Source organism: Kribbella pittospori (assembly GCF_004331465.1).
GTDB lineage: Bacteria > Actinomycetota > Actinomycetes > Propionibacteriales > Kribbellaceae > Kribbella > Kribbella pittospori.
This window is the reverse complement of sequence record NZ_SJKB01000009.1, coordinates 289,995-308,442: the sequence shown is the minus strand read 5'-3', so window position 1 is coordinate 308,442 and position 18,448 is coordinate 289,995. Positions and strand designations below refer to the sequence as shown.

The following is an 18,448-nucleotide window of genomic DNA, read 5'->3' as shown; positions in this document are numbered from 1 at the left end:
AGCCGGACGACGGCGTTGACGCGCCGCCGTCCGACCCGGGGCCCGGCGATGCACCATCGGCCTGCGCGGAGCACCCCTCCAGGCCCACGCAGAACATCAACAGCAGCAGTCCGGGCAGGAGCCTCTTCAGCGGCGGACCACCTTCCGGACCGTCACCACGGCGGCCAGCAGACCGACCAGCAGTGCCACGACCCAGAGACCGGATTCGTCAGCGGCAGAGCTTTGCGCCTGGTCAAGCCCTGCTGCCTGTCCGCCGGTCCCGGTGTTCACCAGACCCGGCTTGCCGGATCCCGTGCTCGGGAGTTTGATCGTCCCGGCCGCCACCGTCATCGTCTTCTGCGACGGAGCACCCACCGCGAATACCCGGGTCAGATATCCGGCCTTGATCGGCAGATCCATCGGACCGAGAACAACAGGTGAAGTCGCCCCGGCCGGCACGATGTCGACCTTGTACGTCGCCGCCGGAACGACCGCTTCGAGCGATTCCCCGTTGGCCACGTTGGCGAATGCCACCTTGCCGTTCACCCGGATGTCGGCCGGGCCGACGGCCGCATCGTGCGCGACCCGCAGCCCACCCTTGTCCGCCGGCACCGCGTCCAGCTTGTTCGCGTACGTCGTGATCAGCGGCGCACCCGTCGGCGACACCGGCTGGTGGATGACGACGTCGATGCTGGCACCCGAGCCGACCGTCACCTCACGCTGGATGACCAGCTTTCCGCCTTGCTTGGCAGTAACCATCCGCTTGCCCGCGGCAACACCGAACGGGCCCACCAGTTTCGCGGTCGCCACCGCGCCGGCGACCGGCTTCCCGTCGATGCTGATGTCCAGCTTCTTCCCCGGCAGCCCCTGGACGACGTACAGATTCCCCCCGGCGGCGGCATCGGCGGGTGCGGTCAGTACTGCCGGTGCGGCCGCGACCGTCACCGCCAGCAGCAACAGAATCACCCTGCGAATTACCGGACCCCGAATTCTCGAAAATACCCCTTGGGATACTGCCCGGAATATTCCGGACACGCTCTGTTCCTGCATTCCGAACCCCCTCGAAGTGCGCCTGAAAAATACGGCAGTAATTGCCGCACCCCACTAATTCCGGCGTATCGTAGGCGCAAGTCCGATCCGGCGCCAGAGGAAGCGCCGGATCCGTTCTGGGGGCGGTGGCATGGCAGGACAGCGTTCTCCGAACACAGCACCGGCGGCGGGCCAGGAGTTCCTCCCGAGCGAGGCATCGGGGGTGGAGGACCTCCGCCGGCGGCACCCAGGGATACCGGGCCTGGTTGCGGTCGCGCTGACCCTCGGGCTCGGCGCGACCGCCGCATGTTCAGGCAACACCGGCACACCGGTCGCCCCCAGTCCCGGGCTGACCGGCTCCGTCAGCGTCAGCCCGGCCGAAGGCGTGCCGGTGACTCCCGGTCCTGGCGTGACCATGCCGGGTATCCGGCTGACCGCCGTACCGCGCAACGACGGGTCGTTCGACGTGACCGAGGACGTGATGTTGCCTGAGGCCACAGACATCGTCCAGCTGCAACTGCCGGACTCCGGTGAACACCTGCCCGGGATGATGGCCAAGACGGAACCGCGGGCGACGAACCTGCAGGTCGTCGCCGACGGCGAGCAGGTGCCGATCGAGCAGACCAGTCTCGCCGCACCTCTGGACCTTCCGCTCACCGTTGCCGCGTCCAAGCTCCAGCTGAGCTACCGGCTGTCCGGCTCGTTCGTGCAGCGCACGCCGTCCGTGTCCCGCCGGGCGGGCGCGGCGATCCGGCCTCTCACCGCGGGCGCCGACGGCACCCTGCCGACCACTCTCACCGTCACCCAGGGACTGCTGAACGCCGTGTGCCCGCTCCTGACCGAGACCCGATGTGCGGTCGGCAATCCGCCCAAACTCGGCATCCTGCCCGACATCCCGGCCAACAAGGCGCTCGTCGTACTGCAACTGGATCTGCCCAACTGAGCGCGGACCACGCCTGGCCTACGCTGAGCTCATGACGGATGAGCGGATCGCGTTCGGCACCGCCCGGGCTCGGTGGGTGCTGGCGGCCACGGCTCTCGGATCCGGGATGGCGTTCCTGGACGGAACGGTGGTGAACGTCGCGCTGCCGGCGATGGGCGAGGACCTGAACGCCGACATGGGTGGGCTGCAGTGGATCGTCAACGGCTACATGCTGCTGCTCGCGTCGCTGATTCTGCTCAGCGGTTCGCTCGGCGACCGACTAGGCCGGCGCCGGATGTTCGTCACCGGGGTGACCTGGTTCGCGGTCGCCTCGGTGATCTGTGCGGTCGCGCCGAACCTCGAGGTGATGATCGCCGGCCGCGTCCTGCAGGGCATCGGCGGCGCGCTGCTCACCCCGGGCAGCCTGGCGATCCTGCAGACCACGTTCCAGCACTCCGACCGCAGCAAGGCCGTCGGCACCTGGTCCGGCCTGACCTCGGTGGCCGCGGCGGTCGGCCCGTTCGTCGGCGGCGGCTTGGTCGACAGCGGGTCCTGGCGACTGATCTTCCTGATCAACGTGCCGATCGCGCTCGTCACCGTCCTGGTCACACTGCGGCACGTCCCCGAGACGCGCGACGAGACCGCGGCCGGGAAGCTCGACCTGGCCGGTGCGGGGGTGGCGACGATCGGCCTGGCCGGCCTGACCTTCGGCCTGATCCAGGCCGGCGAGGACGGCCTCGCCAGCCCGCTCGTCCTGAGCACGCTGGCGATCGGCGTGCTCGCCTTCGTCGCGTTCGTCGAGGTCGAGCGCCGAAGTTCGCACCCGATGCTGCCACCCGGCATCTTCAAGAACACCCAGTTCACCGGCGCCAACCTGGTCACGGTCGTCGTGTACGGCGGGTTCGGCACGGTGACGTTCCTGCTCGTCGTCTATCTCCAGACCGCGCTCGGGTACGACGCCATCTGGGCCGGGGCCGCGCTGTTGCCGATGACCATCCTGATGCTCGCCCTGTCGGGGTACTCCGGTGCGCTCTCGGAGCGGATCGGCGCCCGGCTCCCGATGACCATCGGGCCGGCACTGATGGCGGTGGGTTTGCTGCTGATGCTGCGGATCGAGCCGGGTTCGTCGTACGTCGAAGCGGTCCTGCCGGCCGTGATCGTGCTCGGGTTCGGCCTGGTCGCGACAGTCGCTCCGCTGACCGCGACGGTGTTGTCGTCGGTCGAGGACCACCACGCGGGGATCGCCTCCGGTGTGAACAACGCGGTCGCCCGGTCGGCGCAATTGATGGCGGTCGCCGCGATCCCGATGGCGGCCGGGATCACCGGTGACTCCTACCGCGACCCGGCCGCGTTCCAGGAGGGGTTCGACCGGGCGGTGTGGATCTCAGCGATCCTGACCGCCTCCGGCAGCGTGGTCGCCTGGTTCACGATCGGCGACCGGACCGCGCAGCGGGTCCATCTGCACCATCACCGGCACTGCGCGGTCGAAGCCCCGCCGTACGCGCAGACCCGCGAGGGCTGACAACTGTTGCCGGCCTGTCTGTTGCCGTCGGCAATCAGCAGGCGGGGATGTCGCGGCCGGAGTTGTCCTTGGCCTCGTCGTTGCCCCAGCGGGACAGGTAGTACGCCGACACCCACTGGTTCGCCGGGCCGACGTCCAGGTCGGTCTTCAGCCACCAGTGGTTGAACGCCGTACCCACTCGGACCTCCGGTCCCCAGACCCGGCAGAACACGTAGTTCGTGCCCTTGTTCAGCGTGCCGGTCTGCGTACCACCGGGGGTGCTGTAGCCAGGCGCGTTGGCGAAGGTGTCGACCCAGAACTTACCGTCGCCCGCACCACAGTTGGCGCTGGTCTCGTAATGCTGGTTGTACGACCAGGTGAGCGGCACCGCATGACCGTTGAACCACGCCTGCTGCACAACGCCGTTCAGCTTCTGCTCGAAGTGCAGGTGCGGTCCCGTGCTGTCGCCGGTACTGCCGACGATGCCGAGCTGCGTGCCCTGACCCACCGTGTTGCCGACGGCAACATCACGCCGATCCATGTGCAGGTAACGGGTCTGCCAGCCGCCGCCGTGGTCGATGACGACCATGTTGCCGCCGGTGGAGGACAGCAGTGACGCACTGACCGTCCCACCGGCCGACGCGAGGACCGGCGTACCGCGGGTGTGGCCGCCCGGGTCGACCATGTCGATCATCCACTGGCTGGCGTGACCGCTGTGGCTCGCAGTGGTCCAGCGCAGTCCGCAGGGGATCGGCATCTGGAAGCCGGGCGCCGCCATCGCGGTCGTCGGTACGGCGATCAGCCCGGTGGCGACGAGTGTTGTCAGAACCAACGACGTGAGGATGCGCTTGAGGTTCATCGGGGCGGCCCCTTCGCGAGCGGTTGGGCTCAGGGTAGGACCGCGCCCCCAGGTCCGGCACGCCTTTCGACCTGCACTGAAATGTCAGCGCAATGCTCGGTAGTGCCGGCGAACGTCGGCGGGGAAATGCTCGGTCGCGTAACTGAGCATGGTCCGCGGCATCGCCGCTGCGTACTCGTCCAGGAATGCGAGCAACTCGTCCTCCGAGACCCGTTTGCCGGCTTCGCGTAGCATCCAGCCAGAGGCCTTGTGGATCAGGTCCTGCGGATCGTCGAGCACCTGCGGCGCGAGCGCGTAGATGTCCGCGCTGTCCCCACGCCTGATGAACCATTGCGTCGCGACGAGCGCGATCCGCCGCTCCCACAACGACGACGACCGGACCAGGGTGTGCAGCTCGTCTCGCGGCTTGTCGGACAGGTAGCCGCCGACGATGTCCGCCGCACTGCAGTCGACCAGATCCCAGTTGTTGATGTACGCCGTACTGCGCACGTAGAGATCGTGGATCGCGGTGACTTCCGCCGGGTCCGCCGTACGCGGCTTGACAGCGCGGGCGGACCGATCGGCCAGCAGACAAAGGATTGCCAGCCGGTGCTCGTGGACCGGGCTGGTCAGCGCCTGCTCGAGCTCGGGCAGCGGGAGGTCGGCGCGGAGGTACGGCTTGAGCAGTCCGCGGATCGTGGACAGCTTCACCCCGATCATCTGGTCACCGTGGCCGTACCCGCCGGGCTGCAACTTGAAGTACCCCGACAGCACCTCCGCCACCGCGGGATCAGCCGCGGCGTCGATGTCGGCGAATAGGTCCTTGGTACTCAAATGAGGAGGCCGCCGGTGGCACGGAGGTTCTGGCCGGTCACCCAGCGGCTGTCGGGGCCGGCCAAGAATGCGACCACGTCGGCGACCTCGGCCGGTTCGCCGATCCGGCCGAGCGCGGTGATCCCGACCAGCCTCTCCTTGGCCTCTGGCGGATTCGCGCCGTGGAACATGTCGGTGTCGGTCGCACCCGGCGACACGGCGTTGACGGTGATCCGGCGGGCGCCGTACTCGCGAGCGGCGACCCTGACGAACAACTCCAGCGCTGCCTTGCTGCCGGCGTACAGGGAGATGCCCGGGCCGGGGACCGCGGTGTTCAGCGTGGACAGGGCAATGATCCGGCCGCCGTCGGGCAGCACCTGGCCGGCCCGCTGGATCGCGAAGAACGGGCCCTTGAGGTTGGCCCCGAAAACCTCGTCGTAGTCGGCCTCGGTCACGTCCGCGATCCGTTGCACCTTCGCCTGCGCCGCGTTGCACACGAAGATGTCGAGGGTGCCGGTCGGCTCGGCCGCCCGCTCGAAGAGCTCGTCCACACCAGTCAGGTCGGCCTGATCGGACTGGACCGCAATCGCCTCACCGCCGGCCGCCTTCACCTCCGCGACCACGTCCGCGGCCGCGGCCTCACTGCTCTTATAGGTGAACGTCACCACGGCACCGTCGGCGGCCAGCCGCCGGACGATCGCCGCTCCGATCCCGCGCGAGCCGCCGGTGACCAGAGCCGCCTTGCCGTCGAGTACGCCCATGTCCGCTCCTTCAACCGTGTGTTTTCGTCCTGTCTACCACCGGCCCGGGGGCGGTCGGCTTCGTCGGGCGGACTGTCAGGATCGCCGCGCGGCTTGACGCTTCGGATAGGCACACCTATGGCTGGCAGCGCTTACATCCGGTCAAGGTCACGCTCCGAGGTCATCCGCGTCAGACCCGTTGTGACGTTAAGCCGTTGGGGCATACGGTGAGAGCAGGGCAGTTCCATCCCGCCAGGACCTACCGGCGTTCGTGGCGCTGCCCGGGGGAGAGACCGGCGTGACAAGCCACCCAGAGCCGCGGGACGGCGAGATGATCAGAACGACTTTCGACGCTGTGACCGTGGAGCTGGAAGCCGGCGTACTGCTGGTCCGGATGTCGGGCGAGATCGACATCGCGACCACCGACTTCGCCTCCGAGTCGATCCGGGCCGCGGTCGCGCCGCCGGCCCGGCTGGTTCTCATCGACGTGTCCGCCGTCACGTTCTGCAGCTCGGCCGGCCTCGGCAACCTGGTCGAGGCCCGCAACCTGGCCGGTCAGCACAACATCACGCTGGCACTCGTCGGCGTCGGCCGTCCGGTCGACCGCCCGCTCGCCGTCACCGGCCTCGGCGGTCAGTTCCGGATCTACTCCACGGTCGAGGAAGCCCTGTCGGACCTTTGATCCGGTCGCCCTTCGGCGCGGGGTGGCCGACCACGCGGTGGAATCGATTCCAGTTCACCCTCTAAGGTGCTGCGTGTGATGCTCGGCGACGACCTCCACGCCATCGAGGACTCGTGCGTGGTCTACCTGCTGGTGGACTCCGCCACCCGGTCCGCGGTGGCGATCGACGCCGGCAGTGGGCGGTGGCTGGACCAGTTGGCGTCGTACGGCGCCGATCGGGTGACCGATGTCCTCGTCACGCACCATCACCGCGATCAAGTGGAGGGCCTGCCGCGGCTGGTGGACAGCGGCGCGCGGGTCTGGGTACCGGAGAACGAGGCGGACCTGATCGGGGACGTCGACCATCACTGGCAGCAACGACGAATAGTCAACAACTACGATCTGCGCACGGATCGGTTCTCGCTGCTGGAATCCGTGCGGGTCACCGGCGTGATGAAGGACTACAGCAGCCGCCGCATCGGTCATCTGGACGTGCGGACCCTGCCCACTCCCGGCCACACGCCCGGCAGCGTGACCTATCTGGTCGACGGCTACGCGTTCACCGGCGACCTGGTGCACAGCCCCGGCAAGGTCTGGTCGGCCGCGGCACTGCAGTGGTCGTACGTCGGTCTGCAGGGCGCTGCGATGTCCATGGCGTCGCTGATGCAACTGCTTGATCAACAGCCCCGGGCCTTGCTGCCCAGCCATGGTTCACCGATGACCGATCCGGTCGAGGCAGTACGGCGTACGTGCGATGCACTCGGCGAACTCATCACCGTGCGGCTCGGGGCACCGACCGGGCTGCTCGACAAGCTCGAGAACCCGTACGTCGAGCTCAGTCCGCACCTGCTGATGAACCGCACGAGTGAGTCACGCAGCTACGTCCTGATGAGCGACTCCGGGACAGCGTTACTCATCGACTACGGGTACGACCTGACCACGGACATCCCGATCGGTGGCCCCCGCCATGCCGTACGGCCCTGGCTGCCGAGCCTGCGGTCCCTGCAGCGCGACTACGGCATCGAGCGGGTCGAGGTCGCCATCCCGACGCACTACCACGACGACCACGTCGCCGCGTTCAACCTGATGCGTGAGGTCCACGGCACCGAGGTGTGGGCCTCGGCGCCGGTGGCCCACGTCCTGGAGAACCCGACCCACTACGACCTGCCGTGCCTCTGGTTCGAGCCGATCCCGTGCGCACAACACATCGCCGACGGCACCGGAGTCCGCTGGCGCGAGCACGAGATCGACCTGTATGCCCTGCCCGGTCACACGCTCTATGCCTCGGCGATCGGGTTCGAGGTCGACGGTCGGCGGGTGCTCGCGACCGGTGACCAGCAGACCGGTAGTTGGGTGCCCGGTGAGTCGGCGGAGATCCCGAACTTCCAGTACGCGAACGCGTTCGCCGCGGACGACTACGTCGCGTCGGCCGCGCTCTACCAGCGGCTCCGGCCCGAGCTGATGATCTCCGGTCATTGGGACCCGCGCACCGTCACGCAGGACTACCTCGACGAGCTGAGCCGGCTTGGTGACGAGGTCGCCCGAGTGCACCGCTCGGTCTTCCTTCGGGAGGATCCCGTGTTCACCGGCTCGGTGCGGATCACGCCGTACCAGGTCTTCGCAGTGGACGGGCAGCCGTTCGACCTGCGGGTCAGCTGCATGGGCACACGGCTCGTCGTACCGGCGGGGTGGGACTGCGAGCAGGCCGACGAGCACACGTTTGTCGTCGTACCGCACGTGGATCAGCCGGTACGACGTGCGCGCATCGCGGCCGCTGTCACCCGGGACGGCCGGTACCTGGGCCAGTTGGCCGAGGCGCTGGTCGACGTACGCCTGCCTTGAGAGGACCTCTGTGAAGATCGGCAACTACACCGTCGACGTGAACGATGCCAAGGTCTACGCCGCAGTTGGCGGAGTGGACGGACAGCGGTGGTTCGCACTCCGCCTGTTCGCCTCGGTCGACACGACCACTGGGTACGACGAGAGCTACGGCGCCATCTCGTTGGAGTCCGCTGAGCTGGACGGTGGGCTCGTGGTCACCGCGACTGCTCGCAGCAGCGTGTGGGACAGCCGCGTGACGACCACGCGGTTCCTGCCGGATCGGATCGAGACGCAGACGACGGTGAGCGGGCAGGGCCGGATCACCGAGGTCCATCTGCTCGGCGGGCGCCGTACACCGCGAGGCTTCCTGCCTAGCGGGTCGCACCTGCGGCAGGCGTACTCGCCGAACCCCGACCATCCGACCCGAGTGATCCGGGATGTGCTCGAGCCGGCCACCATCGGTGTGTGCGGTGAGGGCAGTGAGCCGGGGATCGAGCGCTGGCTGTTCACTCCGGCGCCGTGGTGTTTTGCCGCGTCGACGGCCGAGCAGTGGTTCGGGTTCAGTGTGGTGGCACCGATCGAAGAGCAGAACTTCACCAGTTACCACTACCTGCCGGTGACCGGTGGATTCAGTCTGCGGCTGGACTACGAGGGCCAGACCATCGTCGACGGGACGTTCCGGACGCCGCGGCTCGTCGTACAGCTGGGTGGTGACGGTCCGGAGGAGGTGCTGAGCCGTCACCGTGAGTTGCTCGACGCCGCGAGTGTCGTCCCGTCGCGGTCGGCCGTGAAGGCGGAGTGGTGGTCGGGGACGATCTTCTGCGGGTGGGGCGCCCAGTGTGCCCTGGGCGCCAGGAGGGACCAGGCTCCACAGCCGCTGGCGACTCAGGACAACTATGACCGGTTCCTGGAGACCTTGGCCACGCAGGGAATCGTGCCGGAGACGGTGGTGATCGACGACAAGTGGCAGGCTGAGTACGCGACCTGTCGGCCGGACCCGGCGAAGTGGACCGACCTCAAGGCCTGGATCGGCGGACGCCATGCAGCCGGTCAGCGCGTCCTGCTCTGGTGGAAGGCCTGGGACCACGAGGGTGCCCCGGTGGAGGCGTGCATCACCGATGCCGGAGGCAACCCGGTCGGACTGGATGCGGACTCACCAGCCTGCGTTTCACTGATCACGGACGCGGTCGAGTACATGCTGTCGGCCGGCGGACTGGACGCGGACGGGTTCAAGATCGACTTCACCGCGCGGACGCCGTCCGGATCGTCACTGCGGCACAGTGGGCCGCGGTGGGGTACGGCGCTGCTGCACGAGCAACTGCGCCTCGTCTACGACACCGCCAAACGGGTCAAGCCCGGCGCCCTGGTCGTCACGCACACGCCGAATCCGGCATTCCTCGACGTGACCGACATGATCCGGCTGAACGACGTACTACGTGACGACACCGCGGAACCCGGGTACGTCGCTCGCCACATGGCGTACCGGGCCGCAGTGGCGCGTTCGGTGGTTCCGGAGCTCGGCGTGGACACGGACGGCTGGATGATGCCCAACCACGCGGAGTGGCGTCGCTATCTGGCCATGCAGGACAGTCTGGGCGTACCCGCGCTGTACTACGTCGACGGAACCGACACGGACCGTCATGACTTCGGTCCTGCGGACTTCGACGCGGTCAAGGAGACGTGGAGCCGCTACCGGAGCCTTTAGACTGCGGGCCATGAGTCCCCGGGGGCAGCAGGCGGCGCAGGCGTCGGCACCGACACCTCGATCGGCGGTACGACGTCCCACCGTGCAGGACGTGGCCCGGGAGGCCGGTGTGTCACCGTCGACCGTGTCACGGGCTCTGCACACCCGTGGCTACGCCTCCCCCGCGGTCCGGGCGCGGGTGCGTGCTGCGGCTGAGCGGATCGGGTATGTGCTCGACCACAACGCGCGCAATCTGCGCAGCCGGACCTCGACGTCGATCGGTGTGCTCATCTCCGACCTGCGCAACCCGTTCTACGCCGACCTGGCGGCCGGGATCGAGGAGGAGTTGCGGGCGGCGGAGTACCAGATGGTACTCGTCAACGACAACGGCGATCCCGCCGAGGAGATGCAGGCCGCCGAAACGCTGCTGGCGATGCGGGTGCCCGGAGTGATCGTCACACCGGTGACGGCCAAGTGCCCGCAGGTCCTGCAGGACAACGGCGTCCACGTGGTGTGTGCGGACCGCGAGCTCGGCCGCTCCAACGGTGACGTCGTCCTCAGCGACAACAAGGCCGGAGCCCGCGAGCTGACCGACCACCTGATTGCCCTCGGCCACACCCGGATCGGCTTGCTGATCGACGAGACGAAGTGGTCGACCGGAGCGGGCCGGCTGGCCGGGTTCCGAGCGGCGCATCTGGACAACTCCGTGGACCTCGACGAGGACCTGGTCGCGTACACCAGCTTCGACGCCGACGCCGCCCGGCTGACAACACGCAAGCTGCTCAACGACCACGAGGTCACAGCGATCATCTCCGCGAACAACGTGCTGGCGCAGGGCGCGCTGGCCGAGTTGAAGGACCGGCGGGTGAAGCTCCCGCGCCAGCTCAGCCTGGCGGCGTACGACGACGTGCCATGGATGTCGCTGGTGCAGCCGGCGTTGACCACCGTCGACCAGCACACGGTCGAGATGGGCCGCAGCTGCGCCCGGTTGCTGCTGGCCAGGATCCGTGGCGAGTTGCCACCCAAGCGCCGGATCGTCCGAGTCCCGCCGCGGCTGATCGTCCGCGGCTCGACTGGGCCCGCCCCACGCTGATCTCCGCGCTGTCCTGCGGCTGCTTGTCCACAGGCTCGCCGTGACGCCTTGACGATCCCCGAACCTCACCCGTACGGTTCCTGCAATTCGGAAATGTGGCATCGATGCCACATTCCGGCGCTCGTCCCCTGTCGAGGTTAGGAGCAACCGCAATGAAGCACTTGCGCCTTCCCGTGGTGCTGGCGGCCGGCACGCTGGCGCTCACGGCCTGCGCCGGCGTCGGGAACAAGGATGCCGGCGGCGGGAGCAGCAGTCAGGGCTCCGCCGACTCGACCCCGTCCGGGACCCTCAACGTGATGGGTTTCAGCGGTGAGGACGAGGTGGCGCAGTCCCGGATCGCCGCATTCAAGGCGGCGTACCCGACCGTCACGGTGAAGAACAACAAGGGCGACTTCGACGCCCAGCAGTTCCTCACCGCGGTCTCCAGCGGCAATCCGCCGGACGTGGTCTACATGGCTCGCAGCCTGATCGGGACGTACGCGGCCAAGGGCGCGATCCAGCCGCTGGACGACTGCATCAAGAACAGTGGAATCGATACCACACAGTATCGCGAAGCCGCGATGAACGAGGTGCGCCTGAAGGACAAGACCTACGGCATCCCGGAGTTCTACACCGTCTCGGCCAACCTGATCAGCGGCAAGGCGCTGACGTCGGCCGGCGTCGCGGTCGGCGACATCCAGACCGCCGACTGGGACAAGCTCGAGCAGACCGCGAAGAAGCTGTACGTCGCGAAGAACGGCCGGCCGGCCCGGATCGGCTTCGACCCGAAGGTATCGGACCTCTTCCCACTCTGGGCTGCGGCCAACGGTGCCGAGCTGGTCAAGCCCGGCGGCGAGCCGAACCTGAACGACCCGAAGGCGGTCGAGGCGCTGGAGTACACGATCAAGCTGATCAACGACCAGGGCGGCTGGTCCAACTTCAAGACCTTCCGTGACACCTTCGACCTGTTCGGCGCGAAGAACCAGTTCACCAAGGACCAGCTGGCCGCGTTCCCGATCGAGAACTGGTACGTGAATGTCCTGCTCGACTCGCGGGCCAACGGTCTGCAACTGCAGTCCACGCCGTTCACCGACCGCCAGGGTCAGCCGATCAGCACGATCGGCGGTTCGGCCTGGGTGGTGCCGAAGGGCGCGAAGAACGCCGACGCCGCCTGCAAGTGGGCCAAGACGATGACCTCGCTGGAGACCTGGCACAAGGCGGCCGAGGCACGGATGCAGACCGTGGCCAAGGACAAGAGCTTCTTCACCGGACTGTTCACCGGCAACAAGAAGGCCGACGAGGAGATCAAGGCGCAGTACCTGAAGCCCAGTGGTGACGCCGGCTTCGACCAGGCGATCAACAACTACTACGACGTGCTGGACAAGGCGAAGTCGCTGAACCCGTCGGCGGCCGGTGCGGAGATCGACGCCGCCTGGAAGAGCGCGGTCGGCAAGGCGCTGGCCGGTTCGGCCGCACCGAAGGACGCGCTCGACCAGGCCCAGACCGAGGCCAAGGCGGCCTTCGACAAGGCTTCGCAGGGCTGACATGACGACCACCGTCGAGCGACCGGCGGCGAGCGAGCAGGCCGCGCCCGCGCGCCGCCGGCACCGGCCGAAGCGCAGTCCGCTGGCGAAGCGGGAGGACCGGGCCGGCCTGGCGTTCGTCGCGCCCTGGGTCATCGGGTTCCTGGTCTTCACCGCCGGTCCGATGATCGCCAGCCTGGCGCTGTCGTTCACCGACTACCAGATGATCCAGGCGCCGCACGCGGTCGGTCTGGACAACTACCGCGAACTGTTCGACGACCCTCGAGTGCTGAAGTCGCTCAGCAACACCTTCGTCTACGCGGCCATGTTCGTCCCGCTGGGCACGGTGTTCGCGCTGGCCCTGGCGATGATGCTGCAACGCGTCGGCCGAGCCGGTGGCTTCTTCCGGACCGCGTTCTACCTGCCGGAGATGACGCCGGCCGTCGCCGCGGCGGCGATGTTCCTGCTGCTGCTGAACGGTCAGCAGGGCCTGGTGAACAAGGTCCTCGGCTGGGTCGGCATCAACGGCCCGAACTGGACGACCGATCCGAACTGGCTGAAGCCGTCGCTCGCGATCGTGAGTCTGTGGACTCTCGGTGGGACGGTGGTGATCTACCTCGCCGCGCTGAACGGCGTACCGAAGCAGTTGTACGAGGCGGCCGAACTCGACGGGGCCGGGCCGGTGACGCGGTTCTTCCGGATCACCGTGCCGATGATCTCCGGTGCGCTGTTCTTCACCGTGATCACGAACACGATCGCGGCGATGCAGATGTTCGACCAGGCCTACACGATGTTCTACGGGCCACAGCAGAAGGCGGCGGCCTCGGAGGAGTCGCTGGTGTACATGGTCTACCTGTTCCAGAACGCCTTCCAGTTCTTCAAGATGGGCTTCGCCTCGGCGATGGCCTGGCTGCTGTTCGTGATCATCCTGCTGATCACCTTCATCCAGGTGCGGATCGGCAACCGGTACGTCTACTACCACGGGGAACGCTGATGACGATCCCTTGGCGGCGGTTGCCCTTCCTGTTCTTCCTGACACTGGCGACGTTCGCGTTCGTGTATCCGCTGGTCTGGCTGGTCTCGGCGTCACTGAAACCACGGTCGCAGGTGTTCGACAACCGGCTGATCCCGGAGGTGTTCCAGCCGTCGAACTACGTGCGCGTCTGGGACGCCGCGCCGGTGCTGCGCTGGCTGACGAACTCGCTCACGGTCGGGTTCATGGCGGCCGCGACGGTGACGTTGTCGAGTGCGCTGGTGGCGTTCGGCTTCGCGTATTTCCGCTTCCGTGGGCGGAACCTGCTGTTCGGCGTGCTGCTGTCGACGATGATGCTGCCGGGTGCGGTGACGATGATCCCGGTCTACCTGATCTGGAACCGGCTCGGCATGATCGACACCCAGATCCCGCTCTGGGCGCAGAACCTGTTCGGCTCCGCGTTCTACGTCTTCCTGCTGCGGCAGTTCTTCCTCGGCATCCCGCGCGAACTGTTCGAGGCGGCCCGGGTCGACGGGTGCGGGTACTTCGGCCTGTTCCGGCGGATCGCGTTCCCGTTGTGCAAGCCGGCCCTGGTGATCGTGTTCGTCTTCGAGTTCAAGGCGAGCTGGTCGGACCTGATGAGACCCCTGATCTATCTGCAGACTCCGGACTACTTCACGATGCCCCGCGGCCTCAAGCAGATCATCGACGCCTTCGCCCTGTCCGGCCACTACGAGTGGGAGATCGCGGTGGCCGCCAGCGTGATCGCCGTGGTGCCGATGATCCTGCTGTTCGCGATCGGCCAGCGATACATCCTCGACGGCGTGGCGACAACCGCGCAGAAAGGCTGAGCGTGAGCTCGCATCCCCCGTGGCAGCCGGTCCTGGCCCTCGACGTCGGCGGCACGAAGCTCGCCGCCGGCGTCGTCGCTCCCGACGGTGCGTTGCGTTCGCTGTGCCAGGTCGAGACTGTCGTCGGCGAAGGACCTGCCGCGGTCGTGAAACGCCTGCTGGACCTGGGTGAACAGGCGCTGGCCGAATCGGGTGCGCAGACCGGCCCGTCCGGCGAGCGGGTGGTGGCGGTCGGCGTGGGATGTGGTGGTCCGCTCGATCCGCGGACCGGGGTGATCCTCGGACCGCCCGGGTTGCCGGGATGGGACGAGGTGCCGCTCGGCCGGATGGTGGCCGAGCGCTTCGGCCTTCCGACCTACGTGGAGAACGACGCGACCGCCGCCGCGCTGGGTGAGTACCGCTGGGGTGGCTGGGATGTGCGGGACCTCGTCTACCTCACGGTCTCGACCGGCTTCGGCGGCGGCGTGGTCATGGATGGCAAGTTGTTTCGCGGCGCGGCGCGGCAAGGTGGCGAGCTCGGCCATGTCGTCGTCGACTGGCAGGGTCGAGCCTGTGGGTGCGGTGCCCGCGGCTGCGCCGAGGCCTACGTCTCGGGTACGTCGATCGCGCGCCGGGCGGCCGAGGCAGTCGCGGATCGACCGGACTCGAGTCTCGCGGGGCCGGCGGCCATCACCGCGAAGGATGTCGCCGACCATGCCCGGGCCGGGGACGCCGTGGCCCGGGCGATCTGGGACGAGACGACCGCGATGCTCGGCCGGATGGTCGCCGTACTGATCAACGTCTGCGAACCGCAGCTCGTCGTACTCGGCGGTGGAGTGACGCGAGCCGGCGGTGAACTGCTGGATCCGGTGCGGGAGGCGGCGCTGCGGCAGGCGATGCCGCCGGCCTCCAGGGCGTGTGACGTGGTGCTGACCCGCCATGGCGACGCAGTCGGAGTTCTCGGCGCCGCGGCAATCGCCTACGAGCGTCTGAGGGCACTGTGACCACGAGACTCGACGGACTGCTGGACGGGCAGTTGGAGCGGCATTCCGAGGTCACCGCCGGCATGCGCGAGCAACTCCCGCAGGTGCAGGCGATCGCCGACGAGCTGATCCGCCGGCTCGGGCTGGGCGGTGTGCTCTACACCTGCGGCAACGGTGGCTCGGCCGCCGACGCGCAGCATCTGGCCGGCGAGCTGATCGGACGCTACCTGCGCGAGCGCCGTCCCCTGCCCGCCGTCGCGCTGATCGGTGACGCCGCGGTCGTCAGCTGCATCGCCAACGACTACGGGTACGACGATGTGTTCGCGCGCCAGATCACAGCCTTGGTCCGGCCACAGGACATGGTGATCGGGTTCAGCACATCGGGTACGTCGCCCACGGTCGTCAACGGGCTCGCCGCCGCCCGGGCCAACGGCGCCTGCTCGGTGGCCTTCACCTCGACGCGCGGCAAGGACCTCGCGGCCGCGGCCGACCTGGCCGTCGTCGTACCGGCCGAGGAGACGGCCCGGATCCAGGAGATGCACGTCCTCGCCCTGCACCTGGTCAGCGAACTCGTCGACCGCTGGGCGTCCGACACCGGGGAGCAGCAGCGATGACACAGACTGGGGCCAGAGGCCCGCTGCACATGATCGGAAACGCCCACACCGACGCGGTGTGGCTCTGGCAGTGGCAGGAGGGATTCCAGGAGGTGCGGGCAACGTTCCGATCCGCGCTGGACCGGATGGACGAGTATCCGGACTACGTCTTCACTGCGGACTCGGTCGCCTACTTGAGCTGGATCGACGAGCACGACCCCGAGCTGTTCGAGCGGATCCGCAAGCGAGTGACCGAAGGCCGCTTCGAGATCGTCGGCGGCTGGTGGGTCGAGCCGGACTGCAATCTCCCCGGCGGCGAGGCGTTCGTCCGGCACGCGCTGTACTCGCAGCGGTGGCTCGCTGAGCACCTCGGCGTGATCGCGACGGTCGGGTGCAACGTCGACCCGTTCGGCCACAACGCCACCCTGCCACAGCTGCTCAGCAAGGCCCGGCTGGACTCCTATGCGTTCCTCCGGCCGCAGCGTCACGAACGCGAGCTGCCCGGCCAGAAGTTCTGGTGGGAGGCTGCGGACGGCTCCCGGGTGCTGGCCTACCGGATCCCGCACGAGTACTGCTCACCCGGCGGCGAGATCTCCGGCCACGTCACCAAGGCGGTCCAACAGTTGCCGGTGACAACGGAGCCACTGATGGTCTTCTACGGCGTCGGCAACCACGGTGGCGGTCCCACGATCGAGAACATCGAGTCGATCAAACAGCTGGCCGAGCGCGATCTGTTCCCAGAGATGTTCCCGTCCACGATGCGCCGCTTCTTCGACGAGGCCCGCACCTTCGACGGCATCCCGGTGCACGCGAGCGAACTGCAACCGCACGCCATCGGCTGCTACGCCGCGCACTCCGGCATCAAGCGACAGAACCGGCTGGCCGAGCAGGCGTTGCTCGCCGCGGAGAAGTGGGCGACCGTCGCGGCCGAGGTGAGCGGCATGCCGGACGCCACCGCGGAGCTCGGACACGCCTGGAAACAAGTGCTGTTCAACCAGTTCCACGACATCGCGGCCGGCACCGCGATCGAGCCGGCGTACGACGATGCGCGCGACCAACTCGGCGAGGCGAAGGCGATCGCGGCGCGGCTGGCGAACCGCTCGATCCAGTCGATCGCGCGGCAGATCGACATCCCGGCCGAGTCCGCGATGGTCCCGGTCGCCGTCTTCAACCCGCACGCGTGGCCCGTGACGGCGACGGTCGAGCTCGAGCTCGGGTACCCTGCGCCGCTGCGCGGTGCGATCGCGCTGTCGGAGGGCCTCGGCGGGCGGCCGATCGCCGTCCAGGAGGTGCGCTCGACCGCGACGGCCAACGGCCGGCGCCGGATCGCCTTCAAGGCAACGCTTCCGCCGCTCGGGTACCAGCTCTACACGATGCGTCCGGGCGACACGTCGTACCATCTGGGCCAGCCGTCGGATGACAGGCTGAGGCTCGACAACGGCGTCGTCCGGGCCGAGATCGATCCGGCCACCGGCTGGCTGAAGACGCTGGCGACGGCCACCGGGCCCAACCTGCTGGCCTCCGGAGTCGCGCACGCACAGGTGATCGACGACGACACCGACACCTGGAGCCACGGAGTCCGCTCGCTGTGGAAGACGGCCGGCGCCTTCGAGGTCACCCGGGTACGGCGGCTCGCGGACGGGCCGGTGCGTCAGCTGATCCGGGTGGAATCTGCGTACCAGGACTCCCGACTGGTGGAGGAGTTCGTGCTCGACGCGGAGTCGGACGCGGTCGAGGTACGGGTGACGGTCGACTGGCGGGAGCGGCTGAAGGCGCTGAAGCTGTGCTTCCCGTTCGCGCTGCGGCAGGCGGAGGCGACGCATGAGATTCCGTACGGGCACCTGGTCCGGGAGCAGAATCGCGAGGAGGTGCCGTCGCACGCGTGGGTCGACGTCTCCGGTGGCGAGGGTGGGGTCGCGGTCCTGAACGACGGGAAGTACTCGTTCGCGGTGGATGGATCGACCGCGGGGCGGTCCGTGCTGGCGATGACGGCGGTGCGATCGCCTGTCTATGCATGGCACGATCCGCGCCGGCTCGACGACGACGGCGTGTACGAGTACCTCGATCAAGGCCTCCAGCGCTTCACGTATCGCCTGCAACCGCACGACGGCGACTGGCGGGCGGCCGGCGTCGTCCGCCGGGCGGCCGAGCTCAATCAACCAGTCACCCCGCTGATCGAGTGCTTCCACGACGGTCCGCTCCCGGCCTCGCAGTCCTACCTGACCGTGAAGGGTGCCGACCACGTGGCCTTCGCCGTCGTCAAACGGGCTGAGGACAACAACGGCGCCCTCATCGTCCGCGCCCACGAAACAGCCGGCCGCCCCGCCGAGGCCACAGTCACCATCCTGGGTCGCACCTTCGACACGGCGTTCCGGCCGCACGAGGTGAAGACGCTGCAACTCCCGCGCGACGCGGATGCTCCCCCCGTCGACGTGGACCTCCTCGAGTGGGAGCCGGCCGAACCACCGCCGGTCCGGGGCGGGTGA

The 18,448-nt window shown here is 68.2% G+C and carries 16 protein-coding genes; 12 read left to right on the top strand and 4 right to left on the bottom strand.

What is annotated here, in order from left to right; genetic code table 11:
- Positions 1-126: 126 nt before the first annotated feature.
- The gene (locus E0H73_RS28205; RefSeq protein WP_238164332.1) at positions 127-945 is read right to left on the bottom strand and encodes a DUF4397 domain-containing protein; all 819 of its coding nucleotides are present in this window, start codon (positions 943-945) and stop codon (positions 127-129) included.
- 214 nt (positions 946-1,159) lie between these two features.
- Between E0H73_RS28205 and E0H73_RS28200 the strand changes: the two genes are divergently transcribed.
- Positions 1,160-1,951: a hypothetical protein gene (locus E0H73_RS28200; RefSeq protein ID WP_238164330.1), complete on the top strand. Its 792-nt coding sequence runs from the start codon at positions 1,160-1,162 to the stop codon at positions 1,949-1,951.
- A 31-nt stretch (positions 1,952-1,982) separates the two neighbouring features.
- The gene (locus tag E0H73_RS28195) at positions 1,983-3,452 is read left to right on the top strand and encodes an MFS transporter (protein WP_131361592.1); all 1,470 of its coding nucleotides are present in this window, start codon (positions 1,983-1,985) and stop codon (positions 3,450-3,452) included.
- Positions 3,453-3,486: 34 nt separating this feature from the next.
- Here the strand turns inward: E0H73_RS28195 and E0H73_RS28190 are convergent, their stop codons facing one another.
- The 3 genes from E0H73_RS28190 to E0H73_RS28180 all read right to left on the bottom strand — a co-directional run bounded on the left by E0H73_RS28190 (position 3,487) and on the right by E0H73_RS28180 (position 5,843).
- Positions 3,487-4,290, bottom strand: a complete 804-nt coding sequence (locus tag E0H73_RS28190; protein WP_131361591.1) for a M23 family metallopeptidase — start codon at positions 4,288-4,290, stop codon at positions 3,487-3,489.
- 84 nt (positions 4,291-4,374) lie between these two features.
- Positions 4,375-5,103: a DNA alkylation repair protein gene (locus E0H73_RS28185; protein ID WP_131361590.1), complete on the bottom strand. Its 729-nt coding sequence runs from the start codon at positions 5,101-5,103 to the stop codon at positions 4,375-4,377.
- Positions 5,100-5,843 (bottom strand): SDR family oxidoreductase, encoded by a 744-nt coding sequence (locus E0H73_RS28180; RefSeq protein WP_131361589.1) that lies wholly within the window; start codon positions 5,841-5,843, stop codon positions 5,100-5,102. Before E0H73_RS28180 ends, E0H73_RS28185 begins: the two co-directional genes overlap by 4 nt.
- A gap of 310 nt (positions 5,844-6,153) precedes the next feature.
- Here E0H73_RS28180 and E0H73_RS28175 point away from each other — a divergent pair, with 310 nt between their 5' ends.
- From E0H73_RS28175 to E0H73_RS28130, 10 genes are all read left to right on the top strand, one after another.
- Positions 6,154-6,504 (top strand): STAS domain-containing protein, encoded by a 351-nt coding sequence (locus tag E0H73_RS28175; protein WP_131361588.1) that lies wholly within the window; start codon positions 6,154-6,156, stop codon positions 6,502-6,504.
- Between the two features lie 78 nt (positions 6,505-6,582).
- The gene (locus E0H73_RS28170; protein ID WP_131361587.1) at positions 6,583-8,325 is read left to right on the top strand and encodes an MBL fold metallo-hydrolase; all 1,743 of its coding nucleotides are present in this window, start codon (positions 6,583-6,585) and stop codon (positions 8,323-8,325) included.
- 10 nt (positions 8,326-8,335) lie between these two features.
- Positions 8,336-10,009 (top strand): alpha-amylase family protein, encoded by a 1,674-nt coding sequence (locus E0H73_RS28165; RefSeq protein ID WP_131361586.1) that lies wholly within the window; start codon positions 8,336-8,338, stop codon positions 10,007-10,009.
- Positions 10,010-10,019: 10 nt separating this feature from the next.
- The gene (locus E0H73_RS28160; RefSeq protein WP_131361585.1) at positions 10,020-11,081 is read left to right on the top strand and encodes a LacI family DNA-binding transcriptional regulator; all 1,062 of its coding nucleotides are present in this window, start codon (positions 10,020-10,022) and stop codon (positions 11,079-11,081) included.
- 152 nt (positions 11,082-11,233) lie between these two features.
- Complete coding sequence (locus E0H73_RS28155; RefSeq protein WP_131361584.1) at positions 11,234-12,604, top strand: ABC transporter substrate-binding protein; 1,371 nt, start codon at positions 11,234-11,236, stop codon at positions 12,602-12,604.
- A 1-nt stretch (position 12,605) separates the two neighbouring features.
- Positions 12,606-13,577 (top strand): carbohydrate ABC transporter permease, encoded by a 972-nt coding sequence (locus E0H73_RS28150; RefSeq protein WP_165555846.1) that lies wholly within the window; start codon positions 12,606-12,608, stop codon positions 13,575-13,577.
- Positions 13,577-14,407, top strand: coding sequence for a carbohydrate ABC transporter permease (locus E0H73_RS28145; RefSeq protein WP_131361583.1), 831 nt, complete (start codon positions 13,577-13,579; stop codon positions 14,405-14,407). Before E0H73_RS28150 ends, E0H73_RS28145 begins: the two co-directional genes overlap by 1 nt.
- A gap of 2 nt (positions 14,408-14,409) precedes the next feature.
- Positions 14,410-15,390 carry an ROK family protein gene (locus tag E0H73_RS28140; protein WP_131361582.1) on the top strand — a complete coding sequence of 327 codons (981 nt, stop codon included), beginning with the start codon at positions 14,410-14,412 and terminating at the stop codon, positions 15,388-15,390.
- Positions 15,387-15,983, top strand: coding sequence for a D-sedoheptulose-7-phosphate isomerase (locus E0H73_RS28135; protein ID WP_238164328.1), 597 nt, complete (start codon positions 15,387-15,389; stop codon positions 15,981-15,983). The genes E0H73_RS28140 and E0H73_RS28135 overlap by 4 nt, the downstream gene beginning before the upstream one ends.
- Complete coding sequence (locus tag E0H73_RS28130) at positions 15,980-18,448, top strand: alpha-mannosidase (RefSeq protein ID WP_131361581.1); 2,469 nt, start codon at positions 15,980-15,982, stop codon at positions 18,446-18,448. The genes E0H73_RS28135 and E0H73_RS28130 overlap by 4 nt, the downstream gene beginning before the upstream one ends.